Below are 22,226 nucleotides of genomic sequence, written 5' to 3' on the forward strand. Positions count from 1 at the left end.
GTGCCCGTGATTTAGTCTTCGGTGCGGGACCTACCTCTCACCGGCACAAGACGTGCTCTGTCGCGTGCAATCGGTCCTGCGGACTCTGAATCATGCAGCGCTGATAAATCACCGCGTCCGCTCACAGGAGGCTCACATGGCGGCTCGTTCCATCGCATCGCTGACACTGTCCTTCGGTCTTGTGTCCATTCCGGTGAAACTGTATTCGGCGACGGATAGCGCCGCGGGTGTGGGCTTCAATCTTCTGACGCCGGAGGGTGGCCGCGTAAAGCAGCAGTACATCTCCGAGGCCACGGGCGCCGTGGTGGCGCGCGCTGACATGAAGAAGGGGTACGAGTTCGAGAAAGGGCAGTTCGTCGTCTTCGCTCCGGAAGAACTGAAAGCGCTGGAAGAAGGCGCGAGCCACGTCGTGGAGATTGTGTCGTTCGTTCCTGAGAAGTCAGTGGACCCGCTGTACTACGACAAGGCGTACTTCATCGCTCCCGACAAACGCGGCGGCAAACCCTACAGCCTGCTTCAGCTGGCCATGCGAGAAAGCGAACGCTGCGCGCTGGCAAAATGGTCGTACAAGGGCAAGACCCGAATCGTCCAGATACGGCCTGCCGAAGACGGGATGGTCTTCCAGCAACTGCTGTTCGCCGATGAGGTGCGCGCGCTGAGCGATTTGCATATCGAACAGGTGACTGTGAGCGATACCGAGCTCAAACTCGCGCTGCAAATCATCGACCAGGTGTCAGAAGACGCCTATGACCCGACGGCTTACGAAGACGAAGAGAAGAAGCGGATTCTGGAAGCCATTGACCGGAAGATTGCAGGCAAACAGATTGTTTCGCCTGAGGCACCGGCGGAAGAGTCAGGCGGTCAGGTGATTGACCTGCTGGAAGCACTTCGCGCCAGTCTCAGCGCCAGCAAGGAGAAACGTGAGGCGCCGGTTAGGACGGCAGCGACGAAGACGCCGGCGACGAAAAAGACTTCACCCGCTGAGGTCGAGGTACTCGCCGCCAAACCGCGTCGGCCTGTCAAGCGCGCGACACCGAAAGCGGACGTCAAAGAGGCGCCACCAGCAAAGGTCCGGGCACGCAAGTGACACGACGGAGCCAGTCTAACGATTACTCGCTGCGCAGCCTTCAATCGCTGCTTGGCGTGTCGCGTCGGGTCCTTTCCGGGCTGATTGACGCCGGATTTGTCCACCCGTCGCGTGGCCGACGGAACGAGCTGCGATTTTCGTTCCAGGATGTCGTGCTTCTGCGCACTGCGTTCCAGCTGCAATCGGCGAAAGTGTCCGCGCGTAAAATCCTGAGGGCGCTTGCCAAGCTGAAAGCCGAACTCCCTGACGAGCTTCCATTGTCTGGAATTCGAATCACGTCTGTGGGTCAGACCGTGGCCGTGAAGTCGGGACCGGCGCAATGGGACGCTGATTCGGGCCAGCATCTGCTTGACTTCGAGGTCGCGCCTATCCGGGGGGACGTGGCGTTTCTTGACTCGGTGCCGCGAAACCAGGAGAGCCGTGAAGAACAGGCGGAAGAATGGTTCGCACTGGCCGAACAGCTGGCCGAAACCGATGCTGTCGGTGCGGAGCAGGCCTACCGGAAAGTGCTTGAGCTCTCGCCATCACCGCACTACGACGCATACACCAACTTGGGAGTATTGCTATGCGAGGCTGAGACGCGCTGCGGCGAGGCGTTGTCCATTTTCGACGGGGCTTTACAGCACTTCCCCGATGACGCGCTACTGCACTTCAACCGGGCAGTCGTTCTCGAAGAACTGAAACGCTACGACGCTGCGGAAGCGGCCTATCAGCGATGCATAGAACTAGACCCAACGCATGCCGACGCTCATTTCAACCTCGCGAGACTGAGCGAGATTCGCGGCGACGAGCAAGGCCTGGTGCGGCACCTCAACGCCTATCGCCGGCTGGTTGGCTGAGCGGGTTTGCGCGCCAGTCGTACTCGGTGGCGGTCAATCCAGGCGCGGGGCCATGTTAGTCCAGCTTCTCTGGTTCCTGCGCGGCCTCAAATGCCGTTTTAAAGCCGCGTCAATCGCCTTCTCCTAGTCGAAATCACTCGGCCATTGCCCAAACCTCTTCGAATAGACGTTCCAGTGCCATCAAGAAAGATGGAATTCGGTCGATATTTAGATTGTTGTAGTTATTGACAGAGACAAGACGTGGAGGACAACGATTATCTAGCAGCCTTCGCATTCTGCGTGACGGTCGATGCCATTCGGAAAGCGCAAGGGAAGACGATGCCAGAGGACCTTCCTGTTGGCTCCAAGGAGCGCATGCAGGCTGAGGTCGACCTCATACAGGACACGCTTCGCATGCTCTGCATCGTCCCGGACGCGATGAAGGGCTTACAGGACGGGGCAAAAGAGTAGTCCCCACACGCGATGCGTCGGGCTGTTCCGAAAACATAACGCAAGCTGGCCCGACCAAGCTCCTTCAGGAAACGGAGAAGATGTTCAAGGCGCGTCTCTTCGAGCGGCAAGATGGGCACAGTCGCCCGCGTAGTGTGCGTCGGACAAACAAGGGCTCGTACGGCATCTCAGCGCTTATCGTCGGCTAAATCGGTCTTGCTCGCGCATCGCTATGCGTGGCTGTCAATTCAGGCTCGCGCCCATGCTAGGCGGATGTTTTCATCCGCTTCTATCGCATGCCCCCATAGCGCGTATCCACGAAGCTCGTCGGCTTGCATCACTTGACCTCTGCATGCGGTATCGTCCTACTGCCGAAGGCGTGTGACGTCGATTCCAGCCGTCTTTAAAGCTGCGTCAATCGCCTCAAGCTCCTGACCGAAGTCCGGCGCGCGCTTTGGTCGGTAGAACAGATACTGCGGGCAGGAAGTTGCGGGGCGCTCGTTTTCTGGAACCAGTACGCGCAAGCTTCATCGTTGCGGCGTCTGCATCTGGCCGCGCAGTCATCAGAGACGCTTTTCATCATGGTGCGACCGCTCGCCGCCGCACAAGACGCATCACGAGCGCTGTTGCGGCTGGCGCTCAAGCCATCTTCCGAGGGTCTAACGGTCGACATTGTCAAACGGCGCGGCCCGTCGTGCACGGAGCCCCTTTCGATTGCGCTTCAACCTACTCCCGTTCTGCTGTCGCGGCATGCGCGTCTTTCCCGCTAGTCCGCGGTTGAAGTTGCCACTCGGAGTCATCGGAAAGAAGTGCTTGTCTGACCTCACCATTGTCCATAGCGGTCGACACATGCTGGCTCCGCCCGGACTCCCAGTCATTCACTGCGCGAGATATACTCGCCGGGACGTTGTTCTGCCTTGAACAGAATGGAGACAGCCCTGTGAAAGCTCACGTCATCATTGGTTTGGCTGCAATCGGCGCCTTCGCGATTACATTGTTCATCGGTTGGTACGATGGAGTCGACTATCTCATCAGAGGAAGGGACCAGGCGTTCTGGACCATGGAGGGGCTGCTTGCGGCACTTGCCGTTTACCTGTTCATGCGGACGAAGCTTCTGCGAGCGGCGACCGTTTTTGGCTCCCGACGGGCAAGAATCCTAACAACTGTGGTTGCCTTCTTCATTGTCTTTGTAGAGGCCTGGTATGGCGGGTTGAACCCATTCATGCGCGGGCACGGTCAAGGCGGAATCCTCTTCACCGCATGCGTCGCTGCTTTCCTCTGTTGGGCCTGCCCGCTGTGGGCGCGGCCGGAATCGCGTCGCTGCACTGAGTCGCCGTGACCGCCGATGCGTGGTAACTGGGAAATGGACGGGCCATCATCCTGTTGCCTCGGCGACTTGATTCCGGACTGACGTTAACAATTCAATTGTTATGTCCCACGCGTTCTGTGCCATTCGATGTAGTCAGCCCAAGACGACGAGAAGTTAATACCGGAATCCGTAGAGCACAGCGACGTGGCAGTGTCTGCAATGGCTTGTAGTCGGTTGCGGTCGGATGCGATGCGACGATTGCAGAAGTTGTAGTGGGCTGGAGCAGCAGTTCGCTCGGCAGTTACATGCTTCGAGGCTCAACAATGAGGCGGCGTCGTGACTACAGACTCCAATAAAAGTAGCATTGCTGCGCTGACGCTGGCTGCCATTGGAATTGTGTATGGCGACATTGGAACCAGTCCGCTTTACACAATGAAGGAGGTATTCGCGAAACATCACGGTCTTTCGCCTGTCCCTGTCAATGTGCTGGGGGTGGTCTCGCTGATTTTGTGGGGCCTCATAATCGTGATTTCGCTTAAGTACGTAACTCTTGTTTTGCGGGCGGACAACCGGGGGGAAGGCGGCATTATGGCGATGACCGCGTTAGCGCTATCGTCGGTCACCCAGAAATCCCGTTGGTATTATCCGGTGATGCTGCTTGGCATGGTCGGCGCAGGGCTGTTTTTCGGCGACGGTGTAATTACGCCAGCCATTTCAGTCTTGTCGGCCATTGAAGGGTTGGAAGTGGCCGCGCCTGCTCTTAAGCCGTATGTTATCCCTGTGACATTGGCCGTTCTGGTTGCACTGTACTTGTTGCAGCGCAGGGGCACAGCCGGTATCGGAAAATGGTTCGGCCCGATTGTACTGGTCTGGTTCATTACGCTTGCTGCGATGGGCGTTGCTAATATCGCGAAGAACCCGGTCATTCTGATTGCCTTCAATCCGCTCCACGCCCTCGGCTTTCTCATCCACAACGGGTGGTTGGCCTTCGTCGCCCTCGGTGCGGTTGTCCTGGCGCTCACCGGTGCGGAAGCGCTGTATGCTGATATGGGCCATTTTGGCAAGAAGACAGTTCGCTTGGCCTGGTTCTCTATCGTCGCTCCCGCGCTGGCACTCAATTACCTCGGGCAAGGCGCCTTGTTGTTATCGAATCCGGCAGCGGTTTCGAATCCTTTCTTTCTGCAACTTGGCCCTTGGAGCGTCTATCCGCTCGTAGTGCTCTCGACGATGGCGACGGTTATCGCATCGCAGGCGACAATCTCTGGTGCATTTTCAGTGACTCAGCAAGCTATTGCGCTGGGCGTCCTGCCCCGTATGCGTATCCTCCAGACCTCTGAAAGTCAAAAGGGGCAAATCTACATCCCACTCGTCAATTGGCTCCAGCTCACGGCTGTCATATTGGCCGTTGTGGGATTCGGCTCGTCTTCCAATCTGGCTTCGGCCTATGGCATTGCCGCGACCGCTACGATGTTGACGACGACGCTGCTGACTTTCTTCGTTGTTCGTTTCGGCTGGAAATTTCCGCTGTTGCTGTCGGTCGCAGCGACCGGATTCTTTTTGACGATTGACGTCGCTTTGTTCTCTTCCACGAGTTTGAAAATCATTAGCGGCGGCTGGTTTACGCTAACAATCAGTGCGCTGATGGTCATGCTCATGCTGACGTGGCGAAGGGGGCGCGAACTGGTATTCCAAAGCCTCCAACGCCAACTCATCCCTCTCGACGACTTCCTCCAGTCGCTCTTCATCAATCCACCACTGCGCGTGCCTGGTACGGCCGTATTCTTCCGTGCAGAAGGTGACGGCGTACCCCATGCGCTGTTGCATAACCTACTGCATAACCAGGTGCTGCATGAACGAACGATATTTTTGACTGTGTACGCCACCGACATCCCCAGAGTTCCGGATAGGGAACGCATCAAGGTGGTCCCGCATGGACACAACTGCTATCAAGTCAACGTCTACTATGGGTTCTCGGATGAGCGCGACATCCCGCGCGCTTTGCAAGAAGGTCGGCATGCTGGACTCTCGATTGACCCGATGCAAACCTCCTTCTTTATCGCCCGCCAGACAGTCCTCGCCACGCCGAAAGCCGGCATGGCGCTATGGCGGGAGGCCTTGTATTCCGCGATGTCTCGCAACGCTCGCGACGCGGCTGATTACTTCAAGATTCCGCCCAATCGGGTCATCGAACTGGGAGCGCAGGTAGAGATTTGAAGGGTAGTGCCGACTCGAGCGAAGAGTTTCGGCTCCGTCCTTGGCAACATCACGTTGGGAAAAGTGGCGATAGTGAGAAGTGTTTATCATGACCGCATGAAACGGAGGCATTCATGTGCTACTCGGCTCAGGTCGTAGCGGATTACCGGAAGTTTGTGCGCACATTTGGCGCCATCATGGACATACACGAGTTCGCGCGCCTGTTCTTCAAGCGCGCGGAGGGCATCAGCAAATCCAGGATACCCAAAGCCATGGAAGACGCCTTCTCCGAACCGCAGGATGACGCAGAGCGCGAAATCAATGCTCTCATCGCCAGGTACGCTTCGGCGCAGGCTACCAAACTCGAGCAGGAGCTGTTCAAACAACGGAAGCGGTTGGCCGATGCCGAACGCACGTTGCAAACGAAAGTCACGAAGGCGGCAACGGAAAGTCAGCGAATCGCCACCGACAAAATTGCCTGGGCCAAGGGCAAGCTAGAGGACCTGCAGCGAACCGAGTCACAACCGCGCGACGCGCGAATCTTTCCGGGCAACTACGCGCCCGTGATGGTGATGGAAAACGGACAACGAGTAGTCAAACCCATGCGTTACCAGTGCCGCGTCGCTGGAAAGCCTGCGTCTTACGATGTCAAATATCCCGGCACTTACAATGCGCGTCGGGACAGCCTCGAAGGCTTTTGGGCACCATGCTTTGGGTACACGCATGCCGTCCTGCTTGTCGAAGTTTTCTACGAGAATGTGAGCAAGGCAAAGTTCGAAAACACACTACTTGAGACTCATGAGCGTGATGAGAACGTCGTTCTCGAGTTCCGTCCGAGCAACGGGGAACTGATGCATGTTGCCTGTCTGTGGTCGCGATGGACCGTGCCGGGGGAGCCGGACCTCCTGTCGTTCGCGGCCATCACAGATGAGCCTCCTCCAGAAGTCGCCGCAGCGGGTCATGACCGGTGCATCATTCCTATCAAGCCGGAAAACATAGATGCATGGCTCAACCCCGACCCACAGAACCTGGAGGCAATGTACGCAATACTTGATGACAGGGACCGGCCGTACTATGAGCATCGGCTTGCGGCATAGCGCCGCTTGATGGTTTTGCGTACAAATCATCTTTCCCTCTGCCTAACGCAATTTGCTCGATGGCAACTGAATAGACTCCGGGCCTCTGGCTGCAAAGGACTCGTGGCTTGTCGGGCACCGGATGTCATGGCGTGAGCCGCCGGTTCTAGCGATGCGCATACAGGGGCAGAAAGGGGTCCTTCGACCGCGGAGCGCCTTCGCTCGTGGGCCGCGAGTCACCGCTCGCAGCGACGGGCGACGGGCATTGCGGGATATCGGAGCGAGGCGTAGAAAGACTCAACATCTTCCGAGAAGCTGTCCGCTGCGCGCACGCGCGCCGTCAAGTTGAGGGCTCCGTTGAGCCCAAACAGCGTATCCGTTGTTTTTAGAATTGAGCTGTGGTCGTACACCGAATGGTCTATGGTGCCAGCAGGAACGAATGGTGAGACGACGATGGCCGGTACGCGTACGCCTAACCTGTCAAACGCAAAGTTATGGGTTTTCTGACCGGCCCGTTCGACTGCTGGGCGAAAGAGAACAGCGGTGCGGCCAGCGCGACAACTATAACGACCGCTTGAAGTAATTTCATGATTGGTGTGGGTCAATGTCGTGTTGGCGTGAGCACAGTACGCCGCTTTACGCAAACGCGCACCACAACCTCGGTTTGTTGAGGGGCAGGCGGGGTGACAAGTAAGACCTCGTGCGTCACTAAAGTGTCTATCGTCGGCTTAGCACCTGACGGATGTAAAAGCTCGGTTCCCCCGCAATCCGCTCGCGGCACATTTGACATGACGACGTCTTTCCTACCCGCCTGCCTCTCCGCGGAAATACTACGGATGCGAAAGTACCGGCGTATGAGTAACTGACGAGAGTTGCACTCAACTGTTCCATAACCAAGAAGGAAGCTACAAGGCGCATTGAAGTGCATAAGCCGGTGGCTGATGATATGGCTGATGCCTGCTCGGTCTTCCGCATGAACGACACCTGCCTCGAAGTCTGCGATGCATCGTATTCCCAGCTAGGGTGGTGTAGGCGGCGTTTCTCGTCGGATTAGGCAACGCAGGCAACGTCAACACTTATCGTTCAGTCCAGGCCGCCTTGGCAAAGATATTTGATTGATAGGTAGTCATCCAGACCATACTTTGAGCCTTCACGCCCGTAGCCTGATTCCTTGACGCCGCCAAAGGGTGCGGCTTCGCTCGCGAGCGCACCCTCGTTGATGCCAACGATGCCGGCCTCAAGCTGACGGCCAACGCGGTTGATGCGCCTGACGTCCTGACTGTAGAAGTAACTCGCAAGACCAAACGGTGTGTCGTTGGCTGCCTGCACGGCCTCGGCTTCGTCCGAAAAGCGGAAAAGCGGTACTACCGGCCCGAACGTTTCTTCGCAGCACAACGCCATGTCCGGGGTGGCGTCGGCCAGTACAGTAGGCGCGAAGTAGTGCGGGCCAAGCTCAGGCAGACGATTGCCGCCCGTTAGCACCCGTGCACCGTGTCTCACGGCGTCGTCGACATGGCGGGCAATCTTCTCCAGCGCGCGCACGTTAATCATTGGGCCTATCTGGGCAGCAGGGTCAGTGGCGGGAGCAACCTTGAGCTCAGCTACGCGTTCACTCAGCAAAGCGGCGAAGCGTTCGTAGACGCCATCTTGCACATACACGCGATTCGGGCAGACACATGTCTGGCCGCCGTTTCGAAACTTCGCAGCGAGAAGCCCAGTTACAGCCGCGTCGAGGTCGGCGTCGTCGAAAACGATGAACGGCGCGTTACCACCCAGTTCGAGCGAGAGCTTCTTGAGCGTCGATGCCGACTCGCGCGCGAGATATTTCCCAACGGGCGTCGACCCGGTGAAAGTAATCTTGCGTACCCGACTGTCTTCGAGCCAGTCGGCGACAGTTGCCACTGCGTGGTCACGCGAAGCACTGATTACGTTCAGAACTCCCGCCGGCACGCCTGCCTCATGGGCAAGCAGCGCGAGCGCCAACGCGGTCAACGGGGTGTCTTCAGCAGGCTTCGCCACGACGGTGCACCCAGCTGCGAGCGCGGGCGCAATCTTGCGGGCAATCATGGCAAGCGGGAAATTCCAGGGCGTAATGGCTGCAACGATGCCGACGGGTTCTTTCACTGCTGTCATGCGCTTTCCGCGTTGCTGCTGCGGGATGATGTCGCCGTAGATGCGCGTCGCTTCGTCGGCAAACCAGGCAACATAAGAGGCGCCGTAGGCAACTTCACCGCGGCCTTCGGCGAGAGGTTTTCCCTGTTCCAGCGAGATGAGTTCGCCGAGCGAATTCGCATTCTCCAGAATCAACGCATGCCACCGACGCAGCACGGCGGCGCGCTCCTTGGGCAACGTGTCGCGCCACATAGGAAACGCTTGGGCTGCAGCGTTTGTCGCCGCGCGCGCATCCGCCGGGCCACTGTTCGCGACATTTGTAACGACCTCGCCTGTGGCAGGGTTAGTTACCGTAAACTGTGCACCATCTGTCGCCGGAACCCACAGGCCACCGATAAAATTATTCTCGCGAATGAGCTCGCCTTTTGAAAGGCTGATGGTCATTGCATTTACTCCTTGTTAGGTAGGCCGATGCGTGCCGCGATTGCGTTGCCCGCTTCGGCGGTATTCGCATTGCCGGTGAGGTCACTCGTTCGCGGTCCTTCTTTTAGGAGGGGTTCCATTGCCACGACGATGGCATACGCCACATCTTCCGTACGGATTGACTGGCATGGAATTGCGACCGTCGATGATATATGATACAACACGAAACCGGTTTCTTCGCCCTTTCCGAATGCTGCAGGTCACCATCGGTCAGGCGTTGGGATGGGCTACGGAAACGTTATTTAAAGGGCCCTAGCGTTGCGTCGGCATTACCTTGCAGACGCTAAAAGCCGAACCCTTTCGCTGTCTTCGCCCTATATCAGCGAGACTATCAACGAGGGCCAAAGAGATGGTCGACATGCTGCAAGATAAACTCCAACACCAGAACCTGAACGACCGCACCTATGCACTCTTGAAGGGTGGCCTGATATCAGGCAGTTTCCATCCTGGTCAGGTGTTCATTATTCGCTCGCTCGCTGAGCGCTATGGGATTTCGACGACGCCAGTGCGCGAAGCGCTCCAGCGTCTCGTCGCTGAACGTCTGCTGGTAATGTTGCCGAACCGCTCCATTGTCGTTCCAACCCTTTCGCCGTCAGCTTTCGGCGAGATTTATCGAATCCGATACGAGCTTGAGGGCCTGGCAGCGCAGATGGCCACGCATCTCTTCAAGGTTTCGGATATCGCACGCCTCAAAAAAACGCTCCTCGCCATGGATGGGGCTATCGAGCGCGGCGACAGGACGGCATACCGTGAGCTCAACGAGAAATTTCACTTCGCTATCTATGAGAAGGCCAACTCCCCGCGTCTGCTTGAGATGATTCAGGGCTTGTGGGGCCAGGTCGGGCCGGTTTTCTACGGTCTGCTTGAGGACCCCGACTATGGCGGAGAGCACGCCAATGTTCACCACCACGAACTGGTTAAAGCAATCGAATCGGGTGACGCTGACGTCGTGAGAGAGAAACTTGTCGAAGACCTGGTCGCCGCGGAAGATGCGCTGATGCCCCGGTTGCAGACGCTTGTTGCTGAGGGCGTCGAGGCGCGCCTGCCTTTTCAAGGCGAAAATGAACTGGAGGCACCCGCCCGGAAGCGTGCTGTGGCGTCAGCCCGACAGCCAGTACAGCCTGGTGCGCCTCGTAGGGTGGCGCGCAAGTAGATGCGCGCGCTTACAGTTCAGCAATAGGTGTGAGTAAGGGGTAGCAGCATCAGGCTACCCCTTTTTGCTTTACTGCCGCGCACTCTCTTCCCGAAGCGCGTCTTCCATTGCGCTCAGGAAATGTTCTGCGTTTTGACGCGAAAACGGCAGAGGCGGCCGAATCTTGAGTACATGCCCTTCGGGGCCGGACGCGCCAATCAGAATAAAGCGCTTGCGCAGGCCGTTCACAAGCCGGATGGCAAAATCCGGGTCCGGCTCGTGGCTTTCCTGGTCCTTGACCAGGTCAACTCCGATGAAGAAACCGGCGCCGCGCACCTGGCCGATAGACGTGTACTGACGCGCCAGTTCCGCAAGACCTTGCTTCATGTAACTGCCCACGGACTTGGCGTTCTGCATCAACTGCTCGTTCTCCATGACTTCCAGCACGGCAAGACCTGCGGCACAACACACAGGGTTGCCGCCAAACGTGTTGAAGTAGCGTGCGCGAAGCGCAAAGTCCTGCAGCACTTCAGGTTTCGCAATCATGCCTGCGATAGGCAGCCCGTTGCCCATTGGCTTACCCATGATGACCAGGTCCGGCACGACGCCGTGCCGCTGAAAGCCCCACATTGCATCGCCTGTACGACCGAATCCCGGCTGCACTTCATCCGCAATGAAGACTCCGCCCGCTCGACGGATTGCATCAACCGCCGGAGCGAGAAAGCCTGCGGGGTCGGCATACACGCCGTCGCTGGAAAAAATTGTGTCAACAATAAGCGCGGCGACTTTCACTCCATGCCGCTTCAGGTCGTCGATGGCGGCCTGCACGTTCCTCGCGAAGGTCTCGCCGACATCTGCGCCTTCGCCGCGCAAAGAGTCCGGCGCGGGAACGGTGCGCACATGCTGCCCCAAGGGTACGTGCTCCCCCAGAGAGGGGGAGATTTCCGAAACGGCGGAGGTAATGCCGTGATAAGCCGTCTCCGTCACGATGATGCCTGTGGCGCCCGTAAAATTGCGCGCGACGCGTAGCGCAAGGTCCGAGGTTTCGCTTCCGGTGCACGTGAACATCACATTGGACAGTTCCGGCGGGAATGTGCCAATCAGCTTTTCCGCGTATGTCAGAATCAGTTCATGGAGGTAGCGCGTGTGTGTGTTGAGCGTGGCGACCTGCTTTGTGATTGCTTCGACTACGTGCGGATGGCAATGCCCCACTGACGGCACGTTGTTATAGACGTCCAGATATCGATTTCCTTGCGCATCGAACATATAGACGCCTTCTGCGCGAACCAGGTGGACAGGTTCCTCGTAGAAGAGCTTGTACGAGGGGCCGAGGACCTTTTGTCTGCGGGCGAGAAGCGCGCGCAGCCCCGCATCCAGATTTTCGGCATTCGCAGGGTTAAAAGCGTTGACCATCAATGGCTTAACCATAACTCACTACTCCATGTTGCAAGCGACTCGAAGCCTACGCTGCGCTATGTCGCGTTTTAGGGTTGAGAGGTGTGCCAGTCCCTGCCAGGCGCTGGCGTTGTTCTTGAGGATGTAAGCGCTGTTTTGCGGATAGCGTTCGGCGCGCCAGCCGGTAATCGCCACGGTGACCACGAAGCGGGCGGCAATCAGGTAATAGAGCAGGTCCACCTCGTCGCGCTCAAGCGGCAACACAGCGTGATATGCGGACACAAACTCTGCTACCGCGTCCCATGGGTCGTCTGTAGTGTTCATGTGATACGACGCTCCTACTGCTACGTCGACGGCGAGCGGGCTGAGAACCATGTCGCCAAAATCGAGAATGCCCGCTAGTCGGTCATTGTCAATTGGGTCGACCAGCACGTTGTAGAAGTTCAGGTCGTTGTGAATGACCTGCGCGCGGAGTTTGGACAGTACCGGCTTCGCATTGGTCTCAAACGCAGTCAGAAAATCCTCCGCAAGCTGCCGTCGGGCGATGTCCGGAATGTGTGCAATCAAAGGGCGTATACCGGCCGCGTGCTGGATGTCCCAGGCGAGTTCATGACCAGCAGCGGGATGAGAAAAGTCCCCTAGCGCCAGGTCCAGCTTTGCCAGATGCGTTCCGAGCTCTCGCCGGTGCGCCGGCGTCCGCTGCACCGTATTGAGCGGCACACCGGGAAGATATGACAGAAGTCGTACGGCCCGGAGCCGGCCTTGCTCAAAAGGCAGCCGAAGATGCGGCTGCCCGTTCAACGCACGAAAAACGCGTTGCACGGGAATGCGCGGGTCGACCTGCGCGATGTGTAGCAGGGCAGACACCTGGAAGTCGTTTATAGCGGGGTCTTCCGCGTGGTTGCTAATCCGGAGCGCGAATTCCCGTCCATCGCCCGCGACGATTCTGAAGTTCTGGTCGCGCTCGCTCGTCAGGCGTGATGCAGGACCGTCAATTCCGAAATGGCGTGACGCCAGTTCCTCCGCCTCAGCAAGCGAAATCTCTTCAGCAGCGACGCTCAGGATGCTGCCCCCGAGCTTGTCTGTCTGAGCTTCCGCATTGGTTTGTACATCGACCATGGTATCTCCGGACACAGTAAAGTGCGCGTTTAAATCGCCGAGACATGATATATGATGCAACACGTGGATGCGTGGTTTTTTCGGATGCTCGCGGTGTGCGGAACGGGGGGGCGGCGAGCCAATCGTCCTGTAACCCTTATCTGTAGAGGGTTTGGCGATGTGTTGAGAATTTTCCTCGTCATGGACCATAAGGGTTTTCGACGAAGAAATTCGTCAAAAAAGACGTCGATTTTTTATTTTTTTCCCGGCCAATGAGATATATCATATCTCGCATGGCTGCCGTGGATTGGGTGGCTCGGGTGAGCGGCGAAGGTGTGGTCTCCGCCAGGTCGCTCCGGTGGCATGGCGTACGTCGCGCCGCGACGAATTGTGGGCACTGACGGCCTCTCCCGTCAAAAGGACATTCGATGAAAGGTCTTACCATCAACTGTGACATGGGCGAGGCGTATGGCATCTACCAGTTGGGTGACGACGCCGCGGTGATGCCTTACGTCACGCATGCGAACGTCGCATGTGGTTTTCATGCTTCTGACCCAAACGTCATGTGGCGGACGGTCCGCGCTGCGAAGCAGCATGACGTCAAGGTCGGCTCGCACCCAGGCCTGCCGGACCGGGAGGGGTTCGGGCGTCGCGAAATGAAGTTCTCGCGCAGCGAGACGGCTGCGCTCGTTTTGTACCAGACCGGAGCGCTGAGAGCATTTCTCGATGCAGAGCAAATGACACTTTCGCATATCAAGCCCCACGGCGCGTTGATGGGCATGGCAATGAAGTACAACGCCGTGGCGGAAGGCATTGCTGACGCTGCGTTGGCACTCGAGCTTCCCGTTATCGCGTGCACGGACAGTGAAATGACGCGCGTGTTCGACCAGCGTGGCGTCGAGTACTCGTGCGAGTTCTATGCAGACCTCGAATACGACGACGAAGGTCGTCAAATCATCACAATGATTCACGAGGCGGTTGCGCCAGAAGACGCAGTTGCCAAGGTCATGCGAGCGCTGCGGGAGAAGACCGCCAACTCCATCAATGGTGTATCTGTGCCCGTAGCTATCGATTCGATATGCGTTCATAGCGACACTCCGGGTGCTTTGCCTCTCGCGAAGGCGGTTTATGAAGCGGTCGCGGACCGTCTCTAAACCGATACGGAATCGCGACCATGCAAGCCGTGAGCACATCGACAATCGTTACCGGAGCGAAAGCGCGCGTGTTAGTACTGCGGGCCCTCTCCATGGGGGCGCGTGCAATCGGCTCGTCGCTCGGCCCATACGGTCGAGGCCTGATGTATGACGGCGGTTCAGGTGGTCCGCAACACAGTTCATCGGGGCTTGATATTGCACGTCGTGTGACGGAAGAGTCGGGTGCCGGCACCGTCGCGCTCCGTATCCTGAGGGATGCCCTTTGGGATGTTCAGCGCGACCTCGAAGACGGAACCGCGCGTACCGCATGTATCGCAGTAGCCCTCTACGCGGAGGCGGCAAAACACGTTGCGCATGGGACCGGGCCAGCGCTGCTCTGCAAGGAAATCCAGCAGTTGCAAAGCGAGATGCCTGCTCTCGTCGAAGCGCAGCGATGCGAGGCCGCTGACGGTTTCGACGTAGCTCGTAGCGCTTGCGCCGACGAAGACATCGCGCGCACCCTCAGTGACGCCTACTCCGCATCGTCGGAGAAGGGCGCCATCGATATCCAGCAAGGAACTGGTTCCGACATCAGGCTTGAGCGCTATTCGGGTTACTGTCTCGATGTGGTACCCGAAGCCGCGGGCCTTTCAACAGAAGAACAAGGCCTGCGTGTTGAGATGGACTCGGCGCATGTGCTGGTCGTCAACGAAATACTCAGTGACTTCGGCCCGCTCGCCCGAGTTCTCGAGCAGTTTGCATTGCACTCCAAGTCTCTGGTCATCGTCGCACGAGGTTTCGAGGGTGTAGCGCACAGCACGCTGACGGCTAACCGCGCCGCGCTTCGGATGCATGTCCTCGGATTGATTCCGGCCGAGGTAGGTGAACAGGCAATGCATCTGCTCGACGACCTTTGCGCGGCCACTGGCGCCACAGTCATTAGCGAAGAGACTGGGACGTCGATGGCAAATGTTCGTCCATCAATGTTGGGTCGCACTTCGCGGCTGATTCTGGAGCGCGGTCGCGCCATATTTTCGGAGCCCAACGGCGACGTGAATGCAATTCATGCGCGACGTGCATTGTTGTCTGCTCAGGCTGCGTCCCAGCGGTACCTGGCGTTGGACCGGGAAAAACTTCAAAGACGTGCTGCACGACTCGCGGGCAACTGGGCCGTTCTGCGAATAGGCGGTCGTACGCACTGGGAGGCGGAGCAACGGGCCGGAAGCGCTCGCGCTGCGCTCGCGGCGCTGGCTGCTTCGAGAGCTTCCGGTGTTGTCGAGGGGGGCGGCCAGGCACTTCTCTCAGTGGCCGCATCACTCATAAAGTTGAAGGCGGACAGCGCTGGTGACGTACGCCGTGCGGCACTCGACTGCATTGCCGCTGGCTGCCGTGCGGTGGCCGTGCAACTGGCCGGTAATGCTGGCGGCAGCATCGTCGAATCTGAATTCAAGTATCGGACGGTTGACCCTCTGTCGACCACCCTTGCCATCCTGCAGCATGCGATTTCGGTTGCTGCAACCATGCTGACTGTCGAGGTTTTGATATGTTAAGAGTGAGCAGCGAACAAGCCGGGTACGCTCAGACTCTGGTTTCTTCTATGGGTATGTCAGCCGACGTGAGACAGGACGCCCGCGAGGCCCCCGAGCGTGCTAAAGGACAAGACGATTATATCCTGCGGGCGGTCGACCTGGTTCATCAGTATGGTCCTGTAACTGCGCTTGACCACGTATCCCTCGATGTCAGGCGCGGCGAGTTTCTGACGATTCTCGGGGAGAGTGGCTCAGGAAAGACAACGATGTTGCGTGTGATATCGGGCCTCGAGAAGGTGTCGCATGCAGCGCAACTTACGCTTGACGGCGTTGATGTCCGCGACGTGCCGGCTGCGAAGCGGAACTGCACAACTGTGTTCCAGAGCTATGCGCTCTTTCCACACATGTCGGTTGAGGAAAACGTCTGCTATGGCTTGAAATTGCGCGGCGTCGGCAAGGATGAAGCCAAGCGTCAGGCGAAAGACGCACTGTCAATGGTTCGTTTGGCTGGAAAGGATACCCGGCGCATCGGCCAGCTTTCAGGTGGCGAGCGCCAGCGTGTCGCGCTGGCCAGAGCCATTGTGACGCGACCGGCCGTCCTGCTTCTCGACGAACCTTTGGGCGCATTGGACGAAAAGCTGCGATACGACATGCAGGCCGAACTGGTCGACATACATCGCGCGTTGGGCATGACCTTCATCTACATTACCCACAGCCAGGAAGAAGCATTGACGATGAGCGACCGCATCATTCTGATGCGGCGTGGTCGCATCGAACAGTGTGGTACGCCGGAAGACCTTTTCGACCGGCCGTCAAGCCGCTTCGCGGCGGAGTTCATGGGTTTCGACAACGTGCTTCCGTGCACGGTCCAGGCCATCACCGAGGGGGGTGAAGCGACTGTCGACTTCAATGGAGCGACTCTTCGTGGCGTATGCGCCTCCGGGTCACATCTGCGGCAGGGCGATACAGCACTGTTTGCAGTTCGGGCCGAACGGTTGACACCCATTACGAGAACGGGGCCAGTCAGCGGCAGCAACGTCATCGCATGCGCGCCGGCCGAACACGTTTATCGCGGCAAGTACACAGACCAGACGGCACTGACCCCTGACTCTGCGCGGCTGAAGATTCGTAGCTGGGACCAAAGCGCAACACCAGGCGAATTCGATGCAGTGACCTGCCGCGGGCAGGACTGCGTGATTCTTCCTCATTAACTTATCCGGTAGTCAAAAGAGAGGATTGACCATGAAAGACCGCCATTCCACCACCTCGCAGCTGGACCTGACCCGGCGCGACATGTTGAAGGGCCTTGCCGCTACCGGAGCGTTAGCAATCACCGGTACGTTGGGCCTGAGCCGCGTCGCTGCAGCAGCGGATTCGCAAACGGTGAGCGCGTACGGGGTGACGACCGCGCAACTCAAGGACTGGTCGGCGTTGCAGAAGTCCACGGGACTCAAGATGCAGTATGTCGGTTCCAACAACGATGTCGGCGTTTTCATGCGCGACATCCTCGCCTCCCAGATGGGTAACAAGGCAGATATTTTCATCTTCGAAGGTGGCACACAGAACATCCTCGGGCCGCAGGGGGCGTATCTCGTCATCGATGAGAAGAATCCGAACCTCAAGCTTTGGCAGCGCACGCCTGATGTATGGAAACGCTCGGCGGTTGTCGTTGGCAAGGATGGCAAGCAGTACGGGGTACCCGTTATCGGCAACGCTGACAGCTTCGGCTACTTCCCCGACAAGCTCGGAGTGAAGGCTGACGGCACAGCGGACCTTTCTTGGAAAACGGTCTTCGAAGACGACCGTACACGCGGTCGTGTCGGTTACGACAACACCTGGAATTACTCGATTGGCGTTGCTGCGCTTTATCTCAAGTCCACGGGGAAGGCGAAAATTGGGGACCCTGCCGACCTGACTCCCGCGGAAGCCAAAACAGTCGTGGACTTCCTCGTTGCACGCAAAAAGGCAGGGCAGTTCCGTACGCTGGTCAGCTCGTTCGAGCAGCAGATTCAATTGCTTTCGAATCACGAGGTTGATGTGCTGAATTGCTGGGAGCCGGCTGTGCGCGAGGCGAACCTGAAGCTCGGCGACGGCAAGACGCGATACGCATACACCCTGGAGGGATATTACAAATGGGGGCACGGTGCGTATATTGCCGCGCAAGCGAAAGGCCGCGGCAATCTCGACACCGTCTACAAAATGCTGAATTACTTCCTCGACGGGGAGTACCGCGCCTTGCAGGCTCGTGACCGCGGCTATGCAGGCCCTAACATGGACCTTGCTGTCGAATACGCGACCGCGCATAGCTGGTCGGCCGACCAGATTCAGAATCTCAAGGCCACTCAGCAAAAGGTGGATAGGAAGTTTGCCAAGCCGTTCGTCAGCACTACCACGCCTTCACACTCGGACGGGATTGAAGAAGAGTGGCAGCGGTTTCTCAATGCGTAACCCCTAGGGGAGCGAAGGACGACATCATGAGCAACCTGATTCAGAAGTTCTCGAGTCGCGCCAGCATGCGAACACCGCTTGAGCGCTCACCGTGGCTGCTTCGCAGCTTTCTATGCATATGGTTGTTCGTCGTAATCGCCCCCCTTGTGGTGCTCGTTGCTTATAGCTTTTTCGACAGCCGCAACTTCATGATGGTCTATGAGCCGTCGTTCAAGACGTGGGAAAGCATCTTCACATCGGGCCGCTTCGAGGTGACGGTGCGAACCCTGCGGATTGCATTGACCGTCACGCTCATCGAACTGCTGCTCGCATTCCCGTCCGCGCTGTGGCTGGCGAAAGGCAACTGCACGAAGACGACCCGGGCAGTCGTTCTGGCTTTGCTGACCATTCCGTTCTTCCTTGACCAGTCATCCCGCATCATCGTATGGCGCGGGATTCTGGATGAGACCGGGATGATTAACCATGTCCTGATGATACTGCATGTCATTCAATCTCCCATCAAGGGAATGCTGTACACGGAAGCAGCTGTTCATTTCGGCATGGTGGTGTCGTATTTCCCCATGATGATTTTGCCGATTTATTTGGCCATCAACGTTATCGACGACACGTTGATATCTGCGGCCGCAGACCTCGGGGCGACCCCAGCACGCATTGTCGTGGACGTCATCCTTCCACTTTCGCTTCCCGGTGTGCTTGCAGGCGTCATCTTTACCCTCGGGCCAGCGCTGGCGTCGTGGGTCGAGCCGAATCTGCTTGGTGGAGGATTCGTCAACATGCTGAGCAATTCCGTTGATAGTGCATACGGTGCGCTGCGGTATCCGGTCGTGGCCGCGCTGTCGAGCTTTGTCGTTCTCATGATTGGCGTGATTTTCGCGGTGCTCATGTTCTTGACGCGCCGGTTTGCCGACCTGTCCATGTCTTTCCGGAGCCTGCAAAGTTGAACCAGTCAATCATTGATATGCCGGCATCGACCATGAACCGGCAAGCCCAGGGAAGTGCCTGGAGTTATTGGACAGGGTGGCCGCTAGTCGCGAAGGTTATTGCGTTCGGCGCGCTGGCATTCATCTACTTCCCATTGCTGTGGCTTGCGCTGATGTCAGTTAGTGCGCAGCCACTATCAGGGCTTCCCCTCCCATTTTCAGGGGCGAACTACGTTGCGCTGTTCCAGTCCGGCGACTGGCTTGCTCCATTCGGTATCAGCCTGCTGATTGCGCTCCTGGTGGGCGCCGTAACAGCGGTGACTGCGACGCTCGTTGGCCGCGTGTTGCCGCATTCGAAACGCGCCGGCACGCTCGTACTGCTCGCAGTGTTGCCGCTCTTCATCCCCGGCATGTCGATGGGCGCGGCCCAGTTCATCTTCCTGCGCCCGATGATGGGACTGACGCTGGGCTACTGGTCGATTTTTCTCGGGCATGTCGTCTGGGCGTTCCCGTTCTCGTTACTAATTGTCCTCGTGCTTACGACACGCTTTGACAGTCGCCTCGTCGAGGCTGCTGCAGACCTGGGCGCGTCCGGTTGGCGCACGTTCTGGGATATCGAGATGCCGATACTGCGACCGGGCATTGTTGGAGCAGGCACTTTCGGGTTTCTGATTTCCTTCAATGAAGTACAGCGCTCGATTTTCCTCCGCGGTACGGCAGAGACGATGCCCATCTGGAACTGGATGATGGCCTCGTCGCAGCAGTCACAGGTCCCGGTGATTTTTTGTCTCGAGACGATTGTGCTGGCGGTTGTGCTGCCCTCGCTCGCCGCGCTGTTCTGGGTGCTCTTCGTCCGCATGGACAAGAACTGACATTGTCCAAATCTTCATTTGAGGCAACTTATGCATCACGCAGAGCCGCGATTTAGCCCGGCAGGCGACTCCTTTATCGAGGTCGAGCTTGGCAATGAGATGAGCTTCGACCTCAACGTCAAGGTTCAGGCGCTCGCTCATTCCATCCGCGAAGCGCGCATTGACGGCGTCATCGAACTGGTACCCGAACTGGCCTCTTTGCTCGTGTCGTACGACCCTGACCGTATCAGCTACGACGACGCTGTAATGGAGATTAAGAGCATCTTTGCACAGCAATCGGGCGAAGGTGTATCCGAGGTGCCGAGCCGTCTCTTCTACGTACCGGTTCACTACTTCGACCCGTGGACGGAAGAATGTGTGGAGGAGTATCGGAAAACTTACCCTGACAAAGTCCCCGACCCGGAACTGCTTTGTCAGGCCAATGGCCTGGCTGACCGTGCAGCCTTGCAACGCATGCATACGGGCACGGAGTACTGGGTGGCGGCGCTAGGATTCTGGCCGGGGCTGTGCTCACTCATGCCGCTTGACCCCCGCTGCAGAATGACTGCGCCGAAGTACAACCCGCCGCGAGGCTGGACACCCAGGGGAACCATCGGATTGGGCGGTGGGCTGACATGCATATATCCTGACCGCACACCGGGTGGCTACCAGATATTCGCGCGCACGCCGATGCCGAGCTGGGATAAAGACCAGCGCCTGTCGGCATTCAAAGACAGTCTAGCTCTGTTCCGTCCGGGTGACCGGGTCCGTTTCACTCCAATTGGGAAAGATGAGTACGACTTCATCGGCGCGAGCGTGGACGAAGGAACGTATCAACATCCCTCGATTGATTACCAGGTTTTCTCGGTGGCCCGATATCGCGACTGGCTACGCGACCTCGATAAGGAGTAAGGCGATGCTGGAAGTTGTAAAGCATGGGCTTGAGACAACCGTGCAGGAATTGCCCGGCAGAATCGGCTTCTGGGAGCAGGGCTTCCCGCCCTCCGGTCCTGCCGACGCGTGGTCCTTCCGGCTAGCCAATCTGCTGGTGGGTAACCACCGGGACACAGCAGCGCTGGAGTGGCAGTTTATCGGCCCGACGTTGCGCTTTCATCGTGACTGCGAAATCGCGTTGACCGGCGCTGAGGTGGTAGCCAAACTCGACGATGCGGTTGTCCCAATGTGGCAGACGGTTTATGTGCGTGCCGGCCAACTGCTGGCATGTCCTGCGGCAAAAACAGGCGCAAGAGGCTACATCGCCATCTCTGGAGGAGTTTCGACTCCCAGCGTGCTCGGCTCCCGCGCTACGTTCCACATGGCCGGAATCGGTGGTGTGAGCGGCGGCTCGCTCAAGGCACGGGAGCAGGTCCCACTTGGAGATGCCCGGCTACTACGCAAAATCATGAAGGTGCCTGAGACCGCCCGGCCTCCTATCGCTCCGGCGACGAACCTGGCCTTTCCGGACGCTCGCATAGCTGCGATGCTTGGGCCGAACGACACCTGGCTGGACGAAAAGTCCGTCATGATGTTTTTCGATAGCGAGTGGACTGTGAGCACTCACAGCAACCGCACAGGTCTCCGACTTTCGGGGCCAACGTTCAGTTTTTCAGAGTACGCTTACGCGAAACCTGCGGAGCACGGCAGCGAGCCGTCCAACATTCTCGACCACGGCTACCCGGTTGGCGGAATCAGCATTGCCGGTCAGACACCGATTGTCTTCATCAACGATTCCCCGAGCGCCGGTGGCTTTTTCGTGCCTTTCACGATTCCGCGCTTCGACCTGTGGCGCCTTGGTCAGGCCCGGCCGAACGCAAAACTCCGTTTTCGCCGCGTGACACTCGAAGAAGCAAATGAGGGACGGCGCAAGCTTGACAAGCTTTGCAGCAGTCAGTCGCTGGTCGAAGTTGACCGCGTCGAAGCCTAAACACGGAGTGAACACATGGCAGACATCGAAGTTACGAGTCCGGTGCCCGGCACCTTCTATCGCAGTCCGGCTCCCGGTGAGCCGCCGTTTGTTAGCGAAGGCCGGAAAGTCACCGCGGAGACGGTGATTGGCAACATAGAGTTGATGAAACAGTTCAACGAGATTTACGCGGGAGCCGCTGGGACGCTCACGTCTTTCGTTGCTGCCGACGGTGAGGCGGTCGATTCTGATGCTGTGCTTGCCATCATTTCCGCAGACGAGGATTGAC

20 protein-coding genes and 1 pseudogene are annotated in these 22,226 nt (G+C 58.1%); 17 read left to right on the forward strand and 4 right to left on the reverse strand.

The features are described from left to right. Positions 1 to 136: 136 nt before the first annotated feature. The 7 genes and pseudogenes from ku to RW095_RS19680 all read left to right on the forward strand — a co-directional run bounded on the left by ku (position 137) and on the right by RW095_RS19680 (position 6,954). Positions 137 to 1,087 (forward strand): non-homologous end joining protein Ku, encoded by a 951-nt coding sequence (ku, locus tag RW095_RS19650; RefSeq protein WP_317017764.1) that lies wholly within the window; start codon positions 137 to 139, stop codon positions 1,085 to 1,087. Next, positions 1,084 to 1,926, forward strand: a complete 843-nt coding sequence (locus RW095_RS19655) for a tetratricopeptide repeat protein (RefSeq protein WP_317017766.1) — start codon at positions 1,084 to 1,086, stop codon at positions 1,924 to 1,926. Before ku ends, RW095_RS19655 begins: the two co-directional genes overlap by 4 nt. 240 nt (positions 1,927 to 2,166) lie before the next feature. Next, positions 2,167 to 2,376, forward strand: coding sequence for a hypothetical protein (locus RW095_RS19660; RefSeq protein ID WP_317017767.1), 210 nt, complete (start codon positions 2,167 to 2,169; stop codon positions 2,374 to 2,376). Positions 2,377 to 2,804: 428 nt separating this feature from the next. Beyond that, a pseudogene (locus RW095_RS19665) lies at positions 2,805 to 3,125 on the forward strand (translesion DNA synthesis-associated protein ImuA); the annotation flags it as partial. Between the two features lie 170 nt (positions 3,126 to 3,295). Further along, positions 3,296 to 3,694 (forward strand): hypothetical protein, encoded by a 399-nt coding sequence (locus RW095_RS19670; protein WP_317017769.1) that lies wholly within the window; start codon positions 3,296 to 3,298, stop codon positions 3,692 to 3,694. A 306-nt stretch (positions 3,695 to 4,000) separates the two neighbouring features. Further along, the gene (locus RW095_RS19675; RefSeq protein WP_317017771.1) at positions 4,001 to 5,878 is read left to right on the forward strand and encodes a potassium transporter Kup; all 1,878 of its coding nucleotides are present in this window, start codon (positions 4,001 to 4,003) and stop codon (positions 5,876 to 5,878) included. A gap of 113 nt (positions 5,879 to 5,991) precedes the next feature. Continuing rightward, positions 5,992 to 6,954: an SOS response-associated peptidase family protein gene (locus RW095_RS19680; RefSeq protein WP_317017773.1), complete on the forward strand. Its 963-nt coding sequence runs from the start codon at positions 5,992 to 5,994 to the stop codon at positions 6,952 to 6,954. A gap of 215 nt (positions 6,955 to 7,169) precedes the next feature. Here the strand turns inward: RW095_RS19680 and RW095_RS19685 are convergent, their stop codons facing one another. Then, positions 7,170 to 7,577 (reverse strand): alkaline phosphatase family protein, encoded by a 408-nt coding sequence (locus RW095_RS19685; protein ID WP_317017775.1) that lies wholly within the window; start codon positions 7,575 to 7,577, stop codon positions 7,170 to 7,172. Between the two features lie 439 nt (positions 7,578 to 8,016). Then, positions 8,017 to 9,489: an NAD-dependent succinate-semialdehyde dehydrogenase gene (locus RW095_RS19690; protein WP_317017776.1), complete on the reverse strand. Its 1,473-nt coding sequence runs from the start codon at positions 9,487 to 9,489 to the stop codon at positions 8,017 to 8,019. Positions 9,490 to 9,877: 388 nt separating this feature from the next. Between RW095_RS19690 and RW095_RS19700 the strand changes: the two genes are divergently transcribed. Next, on the forward strand, positions 9,878 to 10,681 hold the full coding sequence (locus tag RW095_RS19700; RefSeq protein WP_317017778.1) for a GntR family transcriptional regulator: 804 nt from the start codon (positions 9,878 to 9,880) through the stop codon (positions 10,679 to 10,681). 69 nt (positions 10,682 to 10,750) lie between these two features. Here RW095_RS19700 and RW095_RS19705 read toward each other — a convergent pair whose 3' ends face one another. Continuing rightward, positions 10,751 to 12,088, reverse strand: coding sequence for an aspartate aminotransferase family protein (locus RW095_RS19705; protein WP_394365104.1), 1,338 nt, complete (start codon positions 12,086 to 12,088; stop codon positions 10,751 to 10,753). A 6-nt stretch (positions 12,089 to 12,094) separates the two neighbouring features. Continuing rightward, a complete protein-coding gene (locus RW095_RS19710) occupies positions 12,095 to 13,174 on the reverse strand; it encodes a phosphotransferase (protein WP_317017779.1) in 1,080 nt (359 codons plus the stop codon). A gap of 407 nt (positions 13,175 to 13,581) precedes the next feature. Here RW095_RS19710 and RW095_RS19715 point away from each other — a divergent pair, with 407 nt between their 5' ends. The 9 genes from RW095_RS19715 to RW095_RS19755 are packed head-to-tail and all read left to right on the forward strand — an operon-like array spanning position 13,582 to position 22,225. Beyond that, the gene (locus RW095_RS19715) at positions 13,582 to 14,307 is read left to right on the forward strand and encodes a 5-oxoprolinase subunit PxpA (RefSeq protein WP_317017781.1); all 726 of its coding nucleotides are present in this window, start codon (positions 13,582 to 13,584) and stop codon (positions 14,305 to 14,307) included. Positions 14,308 to 14,327: 20 nt separating this feature from the next. Beyond that, positions 14,328 to 15,836, forward strand: a complete 1,509-nt coding sequence (locus RW095_RS19720) for a TCP-1/cpn60 chaperonin family protein (protein ID WP_317017783.1) — start codon at positions 14,328 to 14,330, stop codon at positions 15,834 to 15,836. Positions 15,837 to 15,883: 47 nt separating this feature from the next. Further along, complete coding sequence (locus RW095_RS19725; RefSeq protein WP_317017785.1) at positions 15,884 to 17,026, forward strand: ABC transporter ATP-binding protein; 1,143 nt, start codon at positions 15,884 to 15,886, stop codon at positions 17,024 to 17,026. 31 nt (positions 17,027 to 17,057) lie between these two features. Continuing rightward, positions 17,058 to 18,263: an ABC transporter substrate-binding protein gene (locus RW095_RS19730; protein WP_317017786.1), complete on the forward strand. Its 1,206-nt coding sequence runs from the start codon at positions 17,058 to 17,060 to the stop codon at positions 18,261 to 18,263. A gap of 26 nt (positions 18,264 to 18,289) precedes the next feature. After that, positions 18,290 to 19,204 (forward strand): ABC transporter permease, encoded by a 915-nt coding sequence (locus RW095_RS19735; RefSeq protein ID WP_317017788.1) that lies wholly within the window; start codon positions 18,290 to 18,292, stop codon positions 19,202 to 19,204. Then, complete coding sequence (locus RW095_RS19740) at positions 19,201 to 20,055, forward strand: ABC transporter permease (protein WP_317017789.1); 855 nt, start codon at positions 19,201 to 19,203, stop codon at positions 20,053 to 20,055. The genes RW095_RS19735 and RW095_RS19740 overlap by 4 nt, the downstream gene beginning before the upstream one ends. A 30-nt stretch (positions 20,056 to 20,085) precedes the next feature. Continuing rightward, positions 20,086 to 20,946: a 5-oxoprolinase subunit B family protein gene (locus tag RW095_RS19745; protein ID WP_317017791.1), complete on the forward strand. Its 861-nt coding sequence runs from the start codon at positions 20,086 to 20,088 to the stop codon at positions 20,944 to 20,946. Between the two features lie 4 nt (positions 20,947 to 20,950). Next, the gene (locus tag RW095_RS19750) at positions 20,951 to 21,958 is read left to right on the forward strand and encodes a 5-oxoprolinase subunit C family protein (protein ID WP_317017793.1); all 1,008 of its coding nucleotides are present in this window, start codon (positions 20,951 to 20,953) and stop codon (positions 21,956 to 21,958) included. Between the two features lie 15 nt (positions 21,959 to 21,973). Beyond that, positions 21,974 to 22,225, forward strand: coding sequence for an acetyl-CoA carboxylase (locus tag RW095_RS19755; protein WP_317017794.1), 252 nt, complete (start codon positions 21,974 to 21,976; stop codon positions 22,223 to 22,225). Position 22,226: the final 1 nt, after the last annotated feature.

The sequence above is a fragment of the Paraburkholderia kirstenboschensis genome, assembly GCF_032806925.1.
GTDB classification, from domain to species: Bacteria; Pseudomonadota; Gammaproteobacteria; order Burkholderiales; family Burkholderiaceae; genus Paraburkholderia; species Paraburkholderia kirstenboschensis.

Bases quoted from the DNA above. Each gene is read 5' to 3' on its own strand.
- RW095_RS19725 (WP_317017785.1), top strand. From the start codon at position 15,884: ATGGGTATGTCAGCCGACGTGAGACAGGACGCCCGCGAGGCCCCCGAG.
- RW095_RS19730 (WP_317017786.1), top strand. From the start codon at position 17,058: ATGAAAGACCGCCATTCCACCACCTCGCAGCTGGACCTGACCCGGCGC.
- RW095_RS19755 (WP_317017794.1), top strand. From the start codon at position 21,974: ATGGCAGACATCGAAGTTACGAGTCCGGTGCCCGGCACCTTCTATCGC.
- RW095_RS19680 (WP_317017773.1), top strand. From the start codon at position 5,992: ATGTGCTACTCGGCTCAGGTCGTAGCGGATTACCGGAAGTTTGTGCGC.
- RW095_RS19735 (WP_317017788.1), top strand. From the start codon at position 18,290: ATGAGCAACCTGATTCAGAAGTTCTCGAGTCGCGCCAGCATGCGAACA.
- RW095_RS19745 (WP_317017791.1), top strand. From the start codon at position 20,086: ATGCATCACGCAGAGCCGCGATTTAGCCCGGCAGGCGACTCCTTTATC.
- RW095_RS19700 (WP_317017778.1), top strand. From the start codon at position 9,878: ATGGTCGACATGCTGCAAGATAAACTCCAACACCAGAACCTGAACGAC.
- RW095_RS19720 (WP_317017783.1), top strand. From the start codon at position 14,328: ATGCAAGCCGTGAGCACATCGACAATCGTTACCGGAGCGAAAGCGCGC.
- RW095_RS19715 (WP_317017781.1), top strand. From the start codon at position 13,582: ATGAAAGGTCTTACCATCAACTGTGACATGGGCGAGGCGTATGGCATC.
- RW095_RS19690 (WP_317017776.1), bottom strand. From the start codon at position 9,489: ATGACCATCAGCCTTTCAAAAGGCGAGCTCATTCGCGAGAATAATTTT.
- RW095_RS19705 (WP_394365104.1), bottom strand. From the start codon at position 12,088: ATGGTTAAGCCATTGATGGTCAACGCTTTTAACCCTGCGAATGCCGAA.
- ku (WP_317017764.1), top strand. From the start codon at position 137: ATGGCGGCTCGTTCCATCGCATCGCTGACACTGTCCTTCGGTCTTGTG.
- RW095_RS19750 (WP_317017793.1), top strand. From the start codon at position 20,951: ATGCTGGAAGTTGTAAAGCATGGGCTTGAGACAACCGTGCAGGAATTG.
- RW095_RS19710 (WP_317017779.1), bottom strand. From the start codon at position 13,174: ATGGTCGATGTACAAACCAATGCGGAAGCTCAGACAGACAAGCTCGGG.